The following is a 17,301-nucleotide window of genomic DNA, read 5'->3' on the forward strand; positions in this document are numbered from 1 at the left end:
AGTAAACGGTTGCGAGGGTAAGTGACTGGAAAATATCCTTCTGGGGAGATAAAAATCAGTACCAGTGCCTAATGAGAGGATAAAAAGATAGGAAATCAGATGAAAACATGAAAAAACAGAGATTACATAATGAATAAATGACAAAACACTCTATTTAATTAGAAAACAAAAAAGGACAATAAAATATTGCCCTATTATCAAATGATTATGATAAAAACAACCACATCACTGGCTGTGCTTTACACCTTTAAAGTTGATTCAAATTCAGTACATCTCGCATATCAAACTGACCATTATCACGCTCAGACACCCAAATGGCAGACTTAACTGCACCATTGGCAAATGTCATGCGGCTGGTTGCTTTATGTGTGATTTCAACCCGCTCGCCAATGTCAGCAAACATCGCGGTATGTTCACCAACGATATCGCCAGCCCGCACCGTCGCAAAGCCTATCGTGCCGGGTTTACGCTCACCGGTATGACCTTCACGACTATAGACTGCATGATCTTTTAGTGACCAGCCCAATGAATCGGCAATAGCTTCGCCCATGGCAAGAGCCGTCCCTGAAGGCGCATCAACTTTGTGTCTGTGGTGCGCTTCAATAATCTCGATATCGGTGTAGTCGCCCATCACTTTTGCTGCTTTTTCGAGCAACTTGAGCACTACATTCACCCCAACACTGAAGTTGGCCGCGAAGACAATGCCAATATCAGCTGCCGCTGCACTGATGGCCGCCTTACCTGCATCATCAAAGCCAGTTGTGCCGATAACCATCGCTTTGCGGTGCTGACGGCAAATGGCTAAATGTACCAGCGTACCTTCTGGGCGAGTAAAATCGATCAACACATCAAAATGATCAATTACACTTAATAAATCATCACTTACAGCAATACCTAGCAAGCCTGTTCCGGCCAACTCACCAGCGTCACTGCCGACCAAAGTGGAACCGACGCGCTCAACTGCTGCCCCCAACACAACGCCATCTGTCTGGGTAATTGCCTGAATAAGTTGCCGGCCCATACGGCCACCCGCGCCGACAACAGCGATACGAATAGTTGAATTGGTCATGATTGCTCCTAATGTTGTGTCATCTACCCTGACAAGAGTTCAGATTAGCCGCCCGCTATGGACTCTGCCAGTCTATTTAATCTGTATTAGAAAAAAATGATATACGTTCACTTTTATCAGCAATACCACTTAGCGGCTTAAATAGCGCCAATTGATCTCACTTCAGCAGCGCCCAACTCATCTGGCCTCAATGCCATAGCGCTTAGTCTGCCATTTTGGTGTTATTCCGCATATTCATTCAGTTAAGGCGCAATATATTCCATCGCTCACGATTATGGGTTCTGCTGGATCTACCTTGCCACCATAATAAAAATGCCGTTTTGCCGATAAAAAAAGCAGCCACTGAGGGCTGCTGATATCACTTAACGAATACATGCTGAGAAATTAAAAGTGAGGTTAATCGATCTGTTTAATATCAACACGTAATTCTTTGGGAACTTCGAAGACAATACTCTCTTCGCGGCCACTAAGTTCAATGGAGCCGCCGGCGCCGAGTGCTTGCAGGCGAGCAATCACTTGCTGTACCAGTATATCCGGGGCCGAGGCACCTGCCGTGACACCAATCCGCGCCGCTCCCAGCAACCATGACTCTTGGATATCAACCGCAGAGTCAATCAGGTAGGCCGGTTTCCCCATGCGCTGTGCCAGTTCGGCTAAACGGTTGGAGTTAGATGAGTTTTTCGAGCCAACCACCAGCACCAGATCGGCATCATTCGCCAAATTCCGCACCGCTTCTTGCCGGTTGGTAGTGGCGTAGCAGATATCATCTTTACGCGGGCCAACAATCTTCGGAAAACGTTTATGTAAGGCATCGATAACCGCAGAGGTGTCGTCGACAGACAAGGTCGTCTGTGTCATAAAGCACAGATTATTCTCGTCTTTTACATTCAGCCCCCAGACATCATCCGGTGACTCAACCAGATACATCCCCCCTTTCGGGTTACTGTATTGCCCCATCGTCCCTTCGACTTCTGGATGACCTGCGTGGCCTATCAGGATAGCTTCTTTACCTTTACGACTGGCGCGCGCAACCTCCATGTGCACCTTAGTCACCAACGGGCAGGTCGCATCAAACAGCATCGTCAACTTACGCTCACGGGCTTCTGCGCGAACGGCCTGCGAAACGCCATGGGCCGAGAAAATCAGAATGGAGCCATCGGGCACCTCAGAGATCTCTTCGATAAAGATAGCCCCGCGCTCACGCAGGCTATCAACCACATAGCGGTTATGGACCACTTCATGCCGCACATAAATTGGCGCGCCATACATCTCGATAGCACGCTCAACAATACTGATAGCCCGATCAACGCCTGCGCAAAAGCCGCGTGGATTAGCCAGCAATATCTGCATGGATAGCCTCCTGTTGGGGGTCAATCTCCAGCACTTCAATTTCAAAGCTGACGACATGCCCTGCCAACGGGTGATTAAAATCAACAGTAATGGACTCTTCTGCCACCTCTCGCACCACACCTGGCATTTCACTGCCATCGCGAGCGGTAAACAGCATGATGGTACCAGCATCTGGCACCCCGGTTAGCGCAAAGTCACGCTGAGTAAAATACTGAACCAGATCAGGACTTTCTAAGCCAAACGCATCTTCAGGTTGTAAAGTGAAAGTGTGCTTAGCACCCACTTTCAAACCAATCAGCTGCTGCTCTAGCGCGTCAGAAAGACTATCATCACCTAAACGAAACAGCGCAGGCTTCCCGTGAATATGGGTTGATTCAGCCGTGGAGCCATCTTCCAGCTTCAGAGTAAAGTGCACCAGTACAGCACTGCTGTCTTGTACCTGATAGCCTTGTACAACTTCGGACATATCACTCACCTTTATCAATCGCCGTTTTATCAGCCGGACTCAAGAAGCCTTCAAATATCACCAACGCAGCACCAATGCAGATCGCGACATCAGCTAGATTGAACGTCGGGAAATGCCAGTTATTGACGTAAAAATCGATGAAGTCGTTCACTGCGCCATGCACTAAGCGGTCAAATAAGTTGCCGAGTGCACCACCGATAATTAATGCGTATGCACAGTTTATCAGGCGTTGTTTTGCTGTTGAGCGATACATCATCACCATCAATATAACTGAGATGCCGATGGCTATCCCAGCAAAGAACCAGCGCTGCCAGCCACTTTTGTCCGCCAGGAAGCTAAATGCCGCGCCATAATTCTGTGCGTAAGTCATATTGAAAAAAGGAATCAGTGGCATAGATTCATACAGCGCAAAGTGGGTCATGACCCACTGTTTGCTGCCAAGATCCAAAATCACCACCAGCACCGCCAGCCATAGCCAGCGCAATCCGGTCGAACAAATTGGCTTACTCATTAGGCAAATTTACGCTCTTCACCGTCACCGGCAACGTTAGTGACACAGCGGCCGCACAGCTCAGCATGTTCCGCTACCAAACCGACGTCTTGAGTGTAGTGCCAGCAACGTGGGCACTTCTCACCGTCAGCTTTATTAAAGGTAATTTTCAGCCCTGCAATCAGTTCACTTTGCAGCGCATCATCACCTGCTTCGGCATAATCTGCGACTTTCGCAGCAGAGGTCAGTAACACAAAGCGCAATTCGTCCTGCAAACTGTTCAAACGTGCAGCCAATTCAGACTCTGCGTATAGGGTCACTGCGGCTTCCAGAGAACCGCCGATACGTTTATCGCTACGGGCTTGCTCTAAGACTTTGTTCACTTCGCCACGGACTTTCAACAGCTCGGCCCAGAAAGTATCGTTCATGCTCTCGTCGCCCGCCAATCCGAACAGCCCGTCATACCACTCTTCAGTGAAGACGTATTGCGGACGTTCCCCTGGCAGTTGATTCCAGATCTCATCTGCAGTGAAGGACATGATTGGTGCCATCCAGCGAACCAATGCTTCGGCGATATGGAATAGCGCAGTCTGGCAGCTACGGCGGGCAACGCTGTCGCCTTTCGCGGTGTACTGGCGGTCTTTGATGATATCCAGATAGAAGGAGCCCATCTCAACCGAACAGAACTGCATCAATCGCTGTACCACCAAGTGGAAATCATAATTTTCATATGCTGCCATGATCTCGGCTTGAGCGGCTTGAGCACGGCCCACGGCCCAGCGATCTACCACCACCATCTCTTCGAGTTTCACCTGATGCTGCGCTGGATCAAAACCATTCAGGTTAGCCAGCAAGAAGCGTGCGGTGTTACGGATACGGCGATAGGAGTCAGCGGAACGTTTCAGAATTTCGTCAGAAACAGCGATTTCGCCGGTATAGTCAGTCGATGCCACCCACAAGCGCAGAATGTCGCCACCCAGTTTGTTCATCACATCTTGCGGGCTGATGGTGTTGCCGATGGATTTGGACATTTTACGGCCCTGACCATCAACGGTGAAGCCGTGAGTCAGCACCTGACGATAAGGCGCTTTGCCCTTCATCGCGGTTGCAATCATCAGTGACGACATAAACCAACCACGGTGCTGGTCAGAACCCTCCAGATACATATCTGGGCTATGACCACCAAACTCTGGGCGCACGTCAACCACCGAAGAGTGAGTTGAACCTGAGTCAAACCAGACGTCTAGCGTGTCTGGCACTTTGGTGTAATCGGCAGCATCGGCACCTAAAATCTCAGCAGGATCCAGATCCCACCATGCTTGAATACCGTCTTGCTCAACACGTTTGGCCACTTCTTCCATCAGCTCAGTGCTGCGCGGGTGAAGTGCTTCGGTCTCTTTGTGCACAAACAGAGACATCGGCACGCCCCAAGTACGCTGGCGCGAAATACACCAATCTGGGCGATTAGCCACCATGGTTTCGATACGCGCCTGACCCCAATCTGGGATCCACTGCACACCTTTGATCTCTTCCAGTGACTGCTTACGCAAACCTTTCTGATCCATGCTGATAAACCATTGTGGCGTAGCACGGAAGATAATTGGCGTTTTGTGACGCCAGCAGCATGGGTAGCTGTGGACCAGTTTTTCAACTTTCAGCAGTGCGCCTTTCTCGCGCAGCAGCTCAACGATCACATCGTTGGCTTTAAACACAAACAGACCATCTAGCGTTGGATAAGTCCCCGCCAAATAGCAGCCGTTCGGGCCAACCGGATTCGCCACTTCCAAACCATATTTTTGACCGATAACAAAGTCATCTGGGCCATGGCCTGGGGCCGTGTGCACCGCGCCAGTACCGGCATCCAGTGTTACGTGATCGCCTAAAATCGCCGGGACGTCAAAGCCCATAAACGGATGGTTAAAGCGCAGCAGTTCGAGATCAGCGCCTTTGCAGCTTCCCAACACCGCCCATTCAGCGATACCGGCGCGCTTCATAACACTCTCAACCAGATCTTCCGCCAGAATCAGGCATTCGCCGTCAACCTGCACCAGTTGATAGATGTACTCAGCATTCAGCGAAATTGCACGGTTGGCGGGCAGGGTCCATGGCGTGGTAGTCCAGATAACCAGTGAAATTGGGCCGTTGACCTGAGTTGCGCCAAATTTTGCACTCACGGCGGCAGCATCGACGGCATTAAAACGCACATCAATAGAAGGTGAGGTTTTGTCGTAATATTCAACTTCAGCTTCAGCCAATGAGGAGCCGCAATCAGTACACCAATGTACCGGCTTCGCGCCTTTGTGCAGGTGGCCGTTATCAATGATTTTGCTTAACGCACGAATGATATTGGCTTCGGTTTTGAAATCCATCGTCAAATAGGGATGGTCCCAATCGCCCAATACGCCCAGGCGGATAAAGTCCGCTTTCTGGCCTTCAACCTGTTCAGCCGCATATTTGCGGCAGGCAGCACGGAACTCCGCGGCACTAACTTTCTCGCCCGGCTTACCAATTAGCTGCTCAACTTTTAACTCGATCGGCAGACCGTGGCAGTCCCAACCTGGGATATAAGGTGAGTCGTAGCCAGCCATTCCTTTCGATTTAACAATAATATCTTTGAGAATTTTGTTAACAGAGTGACCAATGTGAATGTTGCCGTTCGCATAAGGAGGGCCGTCGTGCAAAATAAAGGTCTTTTTACCTTTCTTGGCCGTACGAACAATCCCATACAGATCCTGCTCATACCAACGTTTCAGCATGTCAGGTTCACGCTTAGCCAGATCGCCGCGCATCGGGAACCCTGTTTCAGGTAAATTCAGGGTATTCTTGTAGTCACTCATTAGATTCTCGGTTCCGTTTCGGCTAGAAATATTAAACCGGTGTCTTTAGCCCGAAAAATGTTCGGGCCGTCACCACATCATTGGCGATTTGCTGCTTCAGGGCATCGAGCGAAGCAAAACGCTGTTCATTGCGCAGTTTTGCGCGGAGCACCACATCAATATGACGCCCATAAAGATCCATTGTGACATCAAGCAGATGAACCTCTAGCTGCTGGCGAACACCGGCAACAGTAGGCCGGGTGCCAATATTGGCAACACCGGGCAATGGCTCTGGACCCAAGCCATAAACATCAACCGCATACACTCCTTTTACCGGAGCGACTAAACGTTTTAACGGCAAATTCGCCGTGGGGAAGCCAATCGTCCGCCCCAGTTCATCACCGTGAACCACACGGCCAGAAATACTGTACGGGTGACCAAGTAACACCTCAGCCTGCACCAGATCGTCATCATGAAGCGCCTGACGAATCGCGGTGCTGCTAATGCGCAACCCGCTGTCACAGAAGCTGTCAGTGCTGATGACATCAAAGCCAAATTCAGCCCCCGCCTGTTGTAACAGTTGAAAATCCCCCTGACGCTCTGCGCCAAAGCGGAAATCATCGCCAACCGTTAAAAACTTAACACCCAACTTCTCTACCAGCAACTGAGCAACGAAAGCTTGCGCAGTATTCGCTGCAAAACGCGGATCAAATTTAACGCACAATAAGTAGTCAACACCCGCTTCGGCCAGATATCGAGCTTTATCACGCAAGCGCGTCAGCCGTGCTGGTGCTTTGTCCGCTGCAAACAATTCCAGTGGTTGCGGTTCAAATATCATGACCATAACGGGCAGCCCTAAACGCTGACCTTCGCGCTTTAACTGCTCCAATAGGGCTTGATGTCCGCGATGGACACCATCAAAGTTACCGATAGTTAGCACGCAACCATGGTGGCGTGCCCGGATATTATGTATACCGCGAATTAGCTCCATAGCTGGCTCAAAACAGTGGAAATCGCCGGATTATACCTTGTACAGCGGTTAAGGTTAACCCGCGATTGGCACCTTTAATCGAAAGTCATACCATTTTGCCAATATTATGCAGGTAAAATCCCTTTTACTGACTTTATCCTGTAGAATACGCTCGCCGTTGAATACAGAAGCAGGCTGAGATTTTTACAAGAACCACCGTCGAATCCCTTCGAGGCAGTGAACTGTGGAATTTTCTTTCGAAAGACTGTATTCCACAGCGCGAAGCTGGTAAAATCCCGCTCCATCACAACGTAGCAAGTGCCGCCCGTACAAACGGCGCTTATTTGCACAAATCCATTGACAAACGAAGGCTAAAAGGGCATATTCCTCGGCCTTTGAATTGTCCTCAATAGAATATATTTGGGAGTTGGACCTTGGCTAATATCAAATCAGCTAAGAAACGCGCCGTACAGTCTGAGAAACGCCGCAAGCATAACGCTAGCCGTCGCTCAATGGTGCGTACCTTCATTAAGAAGGTGTATGCGGCAATTGCAGCTGGCGATAAAGACGCAGCGCAAAAAGCATTTAATGAAATGCAACCAATCGTGGATCGTCAGTCCTGTAAAGGTCTGATCCACAAAAACAAAGCAGCACGTCATAAGTCAAACTTAGTCGCGCAAATCAACGCAATGCAGTAATGCATTATGTTGGTTGCTTAGTAAAAAGACCGGCCTAGGCCGGTTTTTTTATGTCCATCGTTTGGCTATCATCCCACTGTTTCACTACCTCACCGCCAGCAGAACAATAGTGCCATCACCAAATAGCGCATATTTTAGCCACTCAATCACCAAAACCATTCATTAGCCGGTAAAAAGGGCTGAAAAATCTTTATTACATACCCGCTGTACTGCTGGATGTTGGATCATCCGTTCAGCAAAAATGACGTAATACTCTTCCTGCACATTATCCAGTCGGCCAATTTCAACAATTTGATCATCTTTGGCATAAGTATCAGCAGCGTAAATTGTGGGTGCGACAAAAATGGCATTGTTATAGATAGCAAAAGCGTTCATCAGCGCTGCATCATCAAACTCCCCCAAAATTTCTACTTGTAGCCCTTTGCTGTTAATCCAGTTCAGTAATTTGCGCCCAAGCATGGAACGGCGCCCGGGGATCAACAGCGGTTTCTGTTGCAAACAGGCTGGGAAAGATAAATCTGGGATAGGTTGACGGCAATAAAAACTTACACTGCATTCACCAAGTTTGACCGAGAACAGCCCCTCTTGCTGGCTAGAATCTACCGGGCAATCTGACAGAATCATATCCAGCTTATGCTGGCTTAACTGCTCGAGCAGCATCTCATGGGTTGATTCGAAACAGCGCAGATGAATTTTTTCATTATCAACTACCGCCGTTTCCAGCACCTGGCTCACCAGGCGTTTGGATAAAGCATCGGCAACACCCACGTCGAAGAGCAGATTGGACTCTTTGCGATAGTTAACAATATCCAGCATTTCATGGCTGAGCATGAACATTTTATCGGCATAGCGGAAGACCAATTGCCCCAACTCCGACGGCACTAAGCCTCGCCCCTGGCGCTTAAACAGTTTACCGCCCAGCCGCTCTTCCAAGGCTTTAATTTGGCCGGTAATGGTTTGTGGCGTCAGGAATAACGCGCCAGCCGCTCCCACAACGGAGCCCTCCTTGCAGACCTGCCAAAAATAGTAAAGATGATTGAAATTGATATGTGACACTCGCATGTTGTTATCTCCTTAACATATCGCGAAGCCAGGTATGGCCCCATGCACGATAAAACACTCCCTGTTTTAGACTTCACAGACTGTGAGCCAGGAATTCCATCAAGTAAAACTGCTGATGCCTTTGTCTGACATCGGCAATACCAATACATTGGGTAGCTATTACATTGGACTTTTTAGCTGCTTTTTTTATTTGCCGGAAGCACCAGGCGCAACAAGCTGTAACCCACAATCGCTGCAGCGGTCGAACCTAGCAATATCCCCAGTTTGGAATAGGTGGTCAGAGCAAGATCCGCGCCTTCAAACGCCAGTGAAGCAATAAATATCGACATTGTAAAGCCGATACCACAGAGCACTGAAACGGCGAAAATCTGCTTAAAGTTTATCGCATCGGGCAGTTTAGCAATCCCTAACTTAACCGCGAGCCAACTAAAGATGAAAATCCCCAGTGGCTTACCAATAAACAGACCACTCGCGATCCCTAAGGGCAGTAACGATGTCAGCCCGGAGAGAGAGACCCCCTGTAGCGAAACCCCTGCATTGGCAAAAGCAAATAGTGGCAGAATCAAATAAGCCACCCACGGGTGCAAACCATGTTCCAGCGATTCAGAAGGTGAATGCTTATTTTTGGTATGCAGCGGGATCATAAAGCCAACAATGACTCCAGCTAAGGTTGCATGTACGCCTGACTTAAGAATGCAGACCCACAGCACCAACCCCACCAGCAAATAGGCAGAAGTTTTCCCAACCCCACGCCAGTTCATGTAGCCCAGTAGCGCAATGGCCGCAGCGGCGATCCCCAAGGCTTGCACCGAAACCTCATGGGTATAAAACAGCGCAATAATAATGATGACACCCAGATCATCAATAATTGCCAGTGCCAATAAAAACACTTTCAGACTGGTCGGTACGCGGTTCCCCAAAAGCGCCATGACACCAAGGGCAAAGGCGATATCCGTTGCGGCCGGAATTGCCCAGCCTTGGCGAGTGACTTCATCCGCCCCATTAAACAGTAAATAGATCAGGGCAGGTGCCAACATGCCGCCCAAGGCCGCAATCGCCGGAAAAACCGCTTTATCACGGCCGGCCAATGAACCTTCCATCAGCTCGCGCTTAACTTCCAAGCCAACAACAAGAAAGAATACCGCCATTAAGCCATCGTTAATCCACAACAATAGCGGCTTACTGATATCCAGCGACGCAATTTTTACTGATACCGGCACATCAAGAAATGATTGATAAATCCCTTGAAGCTGGGTATTAGCCATAAATAGGGCCACGATGGCGGCAAAGATTAGAATCAGGCCACCCGCAGCCTCTTGGCGCAAAAATTGACGAATCATGTTTGTCACAATGAATACTCCCTACATCGGACAGAAAAACCAGCCTGAGTGGCTGGCAAATAATCTATAAATTCTAGGCTAATTATTAGCTCGTAAAAAGTCGTTTTTATAGCAAAGATTACTCGGAATTACCGACCTGTTTGCCATATCAATCACATTAATTTGCGACTAAAGCGCAAAGTATCTGCTGATATATGTTCGCGATAGAGATAAAATCTATGGTTCGGGGTGTCACAAAACGCATGGATGGGCGTAACGTACTGCGGCAACACATCATGACAAATAACTTAAATGAATCGATTTCAGCATCAAATCAGCCATAAAGCGCAATGCCGACCAACTAAGGAGCTTTGGGCTTATCCTTAATTGATCGGCATTGTGCTGTTGGTGGCTTAAGCTGCATAACTCACAGGCTAAGCTATTTATTAACGGGTTAAATCATCAAAGAATTTTTTCACGCCATCGAGGAAGCTTTTAGAGCGGGGGCTATTTTTCTCACCCGCAGCGCCGACAAAACTCTCCTCCAGTTCGCGCAGTAGCTGTTTCTGCTTTTCGCTCAGATGGACTGGTGTTTCAACCACGACGCGGCATAACAAATCACCTTGACTCCCGCCACGAACGGATTTAACACCTTTGCCACGCATACGGAACAGCTTGCCAGTCTGGGTTTCCGCAGGCACTTTCAGCTTAACGCGACCATCTAGCGTTGGAACTTCAATCTCGCCACCCAAGGCTGCCATTGCAAAGTTAATTGGCACTTCACAATACAGATTGTTGCCTTCGCGCTCGAAGATTGGGTGCGCTTTGACCTGCACCTGAACATATAAATCGCCTGCTGGTGCACCGTGCTCACCCGCTTCACCTTCGCCCGTTAAGCGAATGCGGTCACCGGTATCAACACCAGCCGGGATCTTGACCGACAGCGTTTTTGATTTCTCAACGCGACCATGCCCATGACACTTGTTGCACGGATCTTTAATGATTTGGCCATTACCATGACAAGTAGGACATGCCTGCTGTACGGTAAAGAACCCTTGGCGCATATGCACCTGACCCGCACCACGGCAAGTCGAACAGGTGACCGGAGAGCTTCCCGGTTTAGCACCGCTACCATGGCAAACGTCACACTCATTTAGCGTTGGGATGCGGATCTCTTTAGTTACACCGCGTACCGCTTCTTCCAGTGTCAGATCCATGTTGTAGCGCAGATCCGAACCACGGGATGCACGCTGACGCCGCCCACCACCAAATATATCGCCGAAAACATCACCAAAGATATCGCTAAAATCAGCACCGCCACCACCACCGAAACCGCCGCCGCCCATGCCACCTTGTTCGAAAGCGGCATGACCATACTGATCATATGCTGCGCGTTTTTGTGGGTCGGTCAAAATTTCGTAGGCTTCTTTAACTTCCTTAAAGTTTTCGCCGGTATCGTTCTCGTCCTGATTACGGTCCGGATGATACTTTACTGCCAGGCGTTTATAGGCCTTTTTGATTTCACGTTCATCGGCGTTCTTTTGAACACCCAGAACCTCGTAATAATCTCTCTTCGCCATTCTCTTATTTTCCTACCCTTAACATGCGTGCACGGGCGTAGAGTTTCCTCGACGCCCGTGCTGGTTTCCAGCAACAGTAAGGCCTACCACTGCTGTGCCCGCTTAAGGGCGATTATTTTTTGTCTTTCACTTCTTCGAATTCGGCGTCTACAACGTCGTCTTCTTTCTTGGCACTGGTATCGCCGCCAGCATCACCGCCTGCGGCAGCTTGTTGCTGCTGAGCCATCTCCAGCAATTTGCCAGAAACCTGCACCAGAGCCTGAGTTTTTGCTTCAATTTCAGCTTTGTCTTCACTTTTCAGAGCCGCTTCCAGCGCTTTCAAAGCATCTTCAATGGTTGTTTTGTCTTCTGCTGGCAGTTTATCACCGGCTTCTTCCAACTGTTTACGTGTACCGTGAATCAGATGGTCAGCCTGGTTGCGGGTCTGTACCAGCTCTTCAAACTTACGGTCAGCTTCGGCGTTAGCTTCCGCATCCCGTACCATTTTCTGGATCTCTTCCTCATTCAGACCAGAAGATGCTTTGATGGTGATCTTCTGCTCGCGACCGGTATTTTTGTCTTTCGCAGACACATGTAAAATACCATCGGCGTCGATATCGAAGGTCACTTCGATTTGCGCCATACCACGCGGTGCCGCCTGAATACCATCCAGATTGAACTGACCCAGAGATTTGTTATCCTGAGCACGTTTACGTTCACCCTGTAGCACATGGATGGTTACCGCAGACTGGTTATCTTCTGCAGTAGAGAACACCTGGCTGTGCTTAGTTGGGATGGTGGTGTTTTTGGTAATAAGCGGTGTCATGACACCACCCATAGTTTCAATACCCAGTGACAGTGGAGTCACGTCCAACAACAGAACGTCTTTCACTTCACCAGACAGAACACCACCCTGCACTGCCGCACCAATCGCTACAGCTTCATCTGGGTTCACGTCTTTACGTGGTTCTTTACCGAAGAAATCAGCTACTTTCTTCTGAACCATTGGCATACGAGTCTGACCACCCACCAGGATAACATCCTGAATATCGGAAACAGACAAGCCAGCATCCTGCAGAGCCACTTTCAGTGGTTCAATAGAACGGTTGACCAGATCTTCTACCAGTGACTCCAATTTAGCGCGGGTCACTTTGATGTTCATATGTTTTGGACCGCTACCATCAGCCGTGATGTACGGCAGGTTGACGTCGGTCTGTTGAGCTGAAGATAGCTCAATTTTTGCTTTTTCAGCGGCTTCTTTCAGGCGCTGCATTGCCAGTGGATCAGTACGCAGATCCATACCTTGGTCTTTCTTGAATTCATCAACCAAATAGTTGATCAAGCGGCTATCGAAGTCTTCACCCCCCAAATGGGTATCACCGTTGGTTGCCAGAACTTCGAAGGTTTTTTCGCCATCAACGTCATCGATTTCGATAATAGAGATATCGAAAGTACCACCACCGAGGTCATAAACCGCGATAGTGCGGTTACCCATCTCTTTGTCCAGACCGTAGGCCAGAGCCGCAGCAGTCGGTTCGTTGATGATACGTTTTACTTCCAGACCTGCGATACGGCCCGCATCTTTCGTTGCCTGACGCTGAGCATCGTTGAAGTACGCCGGTACAGTGATAACAGCTTCAGTGACTGGTTCGCCCAGAAAATCTTCAGCTGTTTTCTTCATTTTTTTCAGCACTTCAGCAGAGATCTGCGGTGGTGCAACTTTCTGGCCTTTAACTTCAATCCAGGCATCACCATTGTCAGCTGCCACGATTTTGTACGGCATGATATCTTTATCGCGCTGTGCTTCTTCATCCTGGAAACGACGGCCAATCAAACGTTTGATAGCAAACAGTGTATTTTGTGGGTTAGTGATAGCCTGACGTTTAGCAGGTTGACCAACCAGAATTTCACCATCTTGGGTATAAGCGATGATAGAAGGTGTAGTACGGTCGCCTTCGCTGTTCTCCAGCACACGCGCTTTTGTACCATCCATAATAGCTACACAAGAGTTGGTAGTACCCAAGTCGATACCAATAATTTTACCCATCTAAAACGCCTCCACTAAAAAGTCATATTCGGTCAAGTTACTAATCTATATGTGGGCGGATTGCTTATTTTCAACTGCCCGTATTTTCTTAATCAATGTTTTCACGCCCAACGTTCTGTTGATGCATGTCTCCGCTGATCCACGATTAGCTCCTGCGGTTGGGAATAAGATGGGGCCAGGAAACGCAGCATCAAGGGGGGAGATGAAAAAAAATTACTTTTTATCACCCTCGAGATCATTGTTTCCTACCGCGCGGATCATTATGATGCCGCGCGCACTGACGGAATAGGCCACTTTTTGGTCATTCAGGCGCTTTATATTTATTTAAATAATTATACCAAATTTGCAGAGGACTTATGAACACCACCAAGTTGGCGAATCCTGGCCCATTAGGCCTAATGGGCTTTGGGATGACTACCGTCTTGCTTAACCTGCACAACGCAGGCTTCTTTCCCCTGACCTCTGTCATTCTGAGTATGGGGATTTTTTACGGCGGTCTGGCACAAATTTTGGCCGGTTTGTTGGAGTACAAAAAGGGGAATACCTTTGCCGCAACCGCCTTTACCTCATATGGCGCATTCTGGCTGAGTCTGGTTGGCTTACTGATGTTGCCTAAAATGGGTCTGGCGGAGGCAACTGATGCACAATTCCTCGGCGTTTATTTAGGTCTGTGGGGCATCTTTACACTATTTATGTTCTTCGGCACCTTACCTGCTAACCGCGCCTTGCAGTTTGTTTTCGGCAGTCTGACACTGCTATTTGCGCTACTGGCCGTGGGCAATTTCACCGGTAACCATTCATTGCTGGTCTTTGCTGGCTTCGAAGGGATTATTTGCGGTGCCAGTGCAATTTATCTGGCCATGGCTGAAGTGCTGAACGAACAATATGGTCGTACTGTGCTGCCAATTGGCGAACCAAGCCAAAGTTTACAGCTGCAACCTGTGGCTTAATTTCCGCATAAACTAAAATTTATATTTAGTAACACTGAATGTTAGAGAGTATCTAATATTCAGTGTGTTTTACTGCTCATCATTAAATCCCCTCTTAACGCTATAATTATATATTATTTAATAGAACTATTTTTTTAATATATACCACCACAAAAGAGACAGCATAATATTATCACTAAGAATGATTGAAAAATAGATAAGGTGAATTTCTCGACATATCATATAATCCCCAAGCCTAGATAATAATAAGTCAACTCTAATTAACGAAGTTAAGGGGATACTTATGAAAACAGCAACTAAATGGTTAGTTAGCATTATATTGGCACTATCAAAACCGGGCTACTCAAATAATGATAGCGTCTGTTTCTATATGGAAGACGACTATCAAGGTGAGAGCACTTGTTTACACTCTGGTCAAGAAATAGATTTATATCTTGAGTATAAAAAATCATTCCATTCAGCCTACCCTTCACCTTTTATTGATAATGATAGTATAAGATCAATAAAGATCCCATCAGGAATGATGGCTAAAATATATAAAAATGATAACTTCAACCCCATTTTTTTTTCAGTAACAGAAAGCATTAGCGCTAAGGAATTAAGTGCAATAGGGATGGATAATCAGATAAGCAGTATGAAAGTATTAAAAAATGAAAAACTCAACTGTAATCAAAATTGTCTTATATTAGATGCATACGAAATAAAAATACCTGAATCATTCGGTCAGCACTGGTATGACAAACGATTAATTAACAAGCAAATTCTACTCGTTTTTAAAAATAAGACTCTAATGCAGGGTGATGGCTATAGTATTAACTTAATCAATGGGCCAAACATTAACGTAACTGAAAAAGGTATTGTTTTTTCTGATCTTTATATGCTTAATGAATTTATTTTTGAATATCAAGAATATTCGGATGAACTTGCTTTTATTATACAACCAAGTAATGGCATAGTACAATTTCAATATATTAAGACATTAAAAGAGCAGTTGGTTTATATATCACCTATTATCTCATTTAAGTGGCAAGAACCTGCTGGTATAGAGCCAAGAATAATTATCGAGAATTATAACTATAATAGTAACAGCCCGTTGATATTAGATAGATCTATACTGACTGCCGACACTGGTGAGCAACATTGGGAAAAAAGGGATTTATCTGAAACAAGTAAAATAATATGTTCATTCACTCCATTCCTCAATATCTATAACTATATTACTCAAGGTTCATGTCAACAACTTGATCAAATCATCTTCAGTTCCGAAGAGTATTTTCGTAGTAATACAAAAGAGAAAACATTGCATATTGCCGGAGATAGTCGACCACTCAAGAAAAATTTATCAACAAAAGAAATATCAAAAGAGAGAGGTGATAATGGACCCACTGAAAATTATATGATGCTAAGTTACATCGATAGCACAAATCATCATCAATCATTGAGTCTACCCGCTGCAGCAAAAACCTGTATGACTTCGATCTATTTACTAATGAACCCACGTTCATCCCGCCAAATAAGGCCCCCTTGTATTGATTGGACGCTAGAGATCATGACTGATTTTACTCTGTTATTTGGCAACGATCTACGAACCTGGAATTCCGAGTATTTTAGCAAAATCATAAACTCAATTATAAAAACAGGGAGTACAGGTGCGGTAGTAGAAGATGCAGAAATAGAACAACGATTCAGTAAAGCGATAAGAGACAAACTCGCAGATAGAAGTACCGGGAATGCCCTTAGTGATATAAAGACTGCATTTGATTATGCTCAATTAAGTTATTTGGCCTTTGGCTTCTATTACTCAACCGATGATATGCCAGTCCATGTAGAACAGCTACCTCTGGGTGTTTATGAGTTGCTGCTAGAAACATATGTATACAAACCAACAACGCCTATGGTTATTCAACATGGTGAGTTAGTCGCACAACCTGAGTCAAATTTTGAAATAGAAATAATAACTACCCCCACAGCTGAAGAAGCAGAGAAATTATCCGATGCTGAAATTGAAAATAATCGAGCTTTGCGGGATGAACTTACCAAAACTATTGAACAATGGGGCCAACGATATCAAGGTACTCATGTTGTTGATCTCGATGCTGATTCCGATGCAACTGTAGCATTAAGCAAGACCCTTCATGCCGGACATATTGTCACTGGGATTATTCACCGCAGATTGATCATTAAGCGTCCTGGTGAAATTTATGTTGTCGTCAAATATCGGGGAGAGATTATCGCCATTGTTCTGGCCGATTGTTTCAATGATAGAAAACAAGTCGAACTGGTTGCCTCTGCAACACAACCGGAGTATGTGTTAACACCACATAGTGAAGGAACCGTAAGAGGGGCGGGAACCGCCGCCGTAAACGAATTAGCGCGATATTTACAGCAGCGCGGGGCCAGCACACTATTTTCTGAAGTCATTTCCCAACCCTCAGCTCGCGTCAAACAAAAGGTCGGGTTTAACTTTAAATCAGAATTCTAACTGACTTAGCTGAAAAAATAGCC

The 17,301-nt window shown here is 46.9% G+C and carries 13 protein-coding genes; 3 read left to right on the top strand and 10 right to left on the bottom strand.

Features of this window, described 5'->3' with window-relative positions; all coding sequences use genetic code 11:
- Positions 1 to 247: 247 nt before the first annotated feature.
- The 6 genes from dapB to ribF all read right to left on the bottom strand — a co-directional run bounded on the left by dapB (position 248) and on the right by ribF (position 7,182).
- Positions 248 to 1,069, bottom strand: coding sequence for a 4-hydroxy-tetrahydrodipicolinate reductase (gene dapB, locus FFE93_RS17890; RefSeq protein WP_049599830.1), 822 nt, complete (start codon positions 1,067 to 1,069; stop codon positions 248 to 250).
- 396 nt (positions 1,070 to 1,465) lie between these two features.
- A complete protein-coding gene (gene ispH / locus FFE93_RS17895; RefSeq protein ID WP_032896324.1) occupies positions 1,466 to 2,419 on the bottom strand; it encodes a 4-hydroxy-3-methylbut-2-enyl diphosphate reductase in 954 nt (317 codons plus the stop codon).
- On the bottom strand, positions 2,400 to 2,885 hold the full coding sequence (fkpB, locus tag FFE93_RS17900; protein ID WP_005270622.1) for an FKBP-type peptidyl-prolyl cis-trans isomerase: 486 nt from the start codon (positions 2,883 to 2,885) through the stop codon (positions 2,400 to 2,402). The genes ispH and fkpB overlap by 20 nt, the downstream gene beginning before the upstream one ends.
- A 1-nt stretch (position 2,886) precedes the next feature.
- Entirely contained in the window at positions 2,887 to 3,396 is a 510-nt protein-coding gene (gene lspA / locus FFE93_RS17905) for a signal peptidase II (protein WP_032896334.1), read from the bottom strand.
- The gene (ileS, locus tag FFE93_RS17910) at positions 3,396 to 6,212 is read right to left on the bottom strand and encodes an isoleucine--tRNA ligase (protein ID WP_057649176.1); all 2,817 of its coding nucleotides are present in this window, start codon (positions 6,210 to 6,212) and stop codon (positions 3,396 to 3,398) included. The genes lspA and ileS overlap by 1 nt, the downstream gene beginning before the upstream one ends.
- A 31-nt stretch (positions 6,213 to 6,243) precedes the next feature.
- Positions 6,244 to 7,182 (bottom strand): bifunctional riboflavin kinase/FAD synthetase, encoded by a 939-nt coding sequence (ribF, locus tag FFE93_RS17915; protein WP_032896336.1) that lies wholly within the window; start codon positions 7,180 to 7,182, stop codon positions 6,244 to 6,246.
- A gap of 413 nt (positions 7,183 to 7,595) precedes the next feature.
- Here ribF and rpsT point away from each other — a divergent pair, with 413 nt between their 5' ends.
- Positions 7,596 to 7,859, top strand: coding sequence for a 30S ribosomal protein S20 (gene rpsT / locus FFE93_RS17930; RefSeq protein WP_002220715.1), 264 nt, complete (start codon positions 7,596 to 7,598; stop codon positions 7,857 to 7,859).
- A gap of 162 nt (positions 7,860 to 8,021) precedes the next feature.
- Here rpsT and nhaR read toward each other — a convergent pair whose 3' ends face one another.
- From nhaR to dnaK, 4 genes are all read right to left on the bottom strand, one after another.
- A complete protein-coding gene (gene nhaR / locus FFE93_RS17935; protein ID WP_032896340.1) occupies positions 8,022 to 8,921 on the bottom strand; it encodes a transcriptional activator NhaR in 900 nt (299 codons plus the stop codon).
- 173 nt (positions 8,922 to 9,094) lie between these two features.
- Entirely contained in the window at positions 9,095 to 10,270 is a 1,176-nt protein-coding gene (nhaA, locus tag FFE93_RS17940) for a Na+/H+ antiporter NhaA (RefSeq protein ID WP_032896342.1), read from the bottom strand.
- A gap of 416 nt (positions 10,271 to 10,686) precedes the next feature.
- Complete coding sequence (dnaJ, locus tag FFE93_RS17945; RefSeq protein ID WP_004875371.1) at positions 10,687 to 11,820, bottom strand: molecular chaperone DnaJ; 1,134 nt, start codon at positions 11,818 to 11,820, stop codon at positions 10,687 to 10,689.
- Positions 11,821 to 11,932: 112 nt separating this feature from the next.
- Positions 11,933 to 13,846: a molecular chaperone DnaK gene (gene dnaK / locus FFE93_RS17950; RefSeq protein WP_005270636.1), complete on the bottom strand. Its 1,914-nt coding sequence runs from the start codon at positions 13,844 to 13,846 to the stop codon at positions 11,933 to 11,935.
- A 356-nt stretch (positions 13,847 to 14,202) separates the two neighbouring features.
- On the opposite strand from dnaK, the gene satP reads away from it, so the two are divergent.
- A complete protein-coding gene (satP, locus tag FFE93_RS17955; RefSeq protein ID WP_005270641.1) occupies positions 14,203 to 14,796 on the top strand; it encodes an acetate uptake transporter in 594 nt (197 codons plus the stop codon).
- A gap of 283 nt (positions 14,797 to 15,079) precedes the next feature.
- Positions 15,080 to 17,278 (top strand): GNAT family N-acetyltransferase, encoded by a 2,199-nt coding sequence (locus tag FFE93_RS17960; protein ID WP_261369026.1) that lies wholly within the window; start codon positions 15,080 to 15,082, stop codon positions 17,276 to 17,278.
- Positions 17,279 to 17,301 lie beyond the last annotated feature (23 nt).

Origin of the sequence: Yersinia sp. KBS0713 (genome assembly GCF_005937895.2) — a bacterium.
Taxonomy (GTDB): Bacteria; Pseudomonadota; Gammaproteobacteria; order Enterobacterales; family Enterobacteriaceae; genus Yersinia; species Yersinia bercovieri.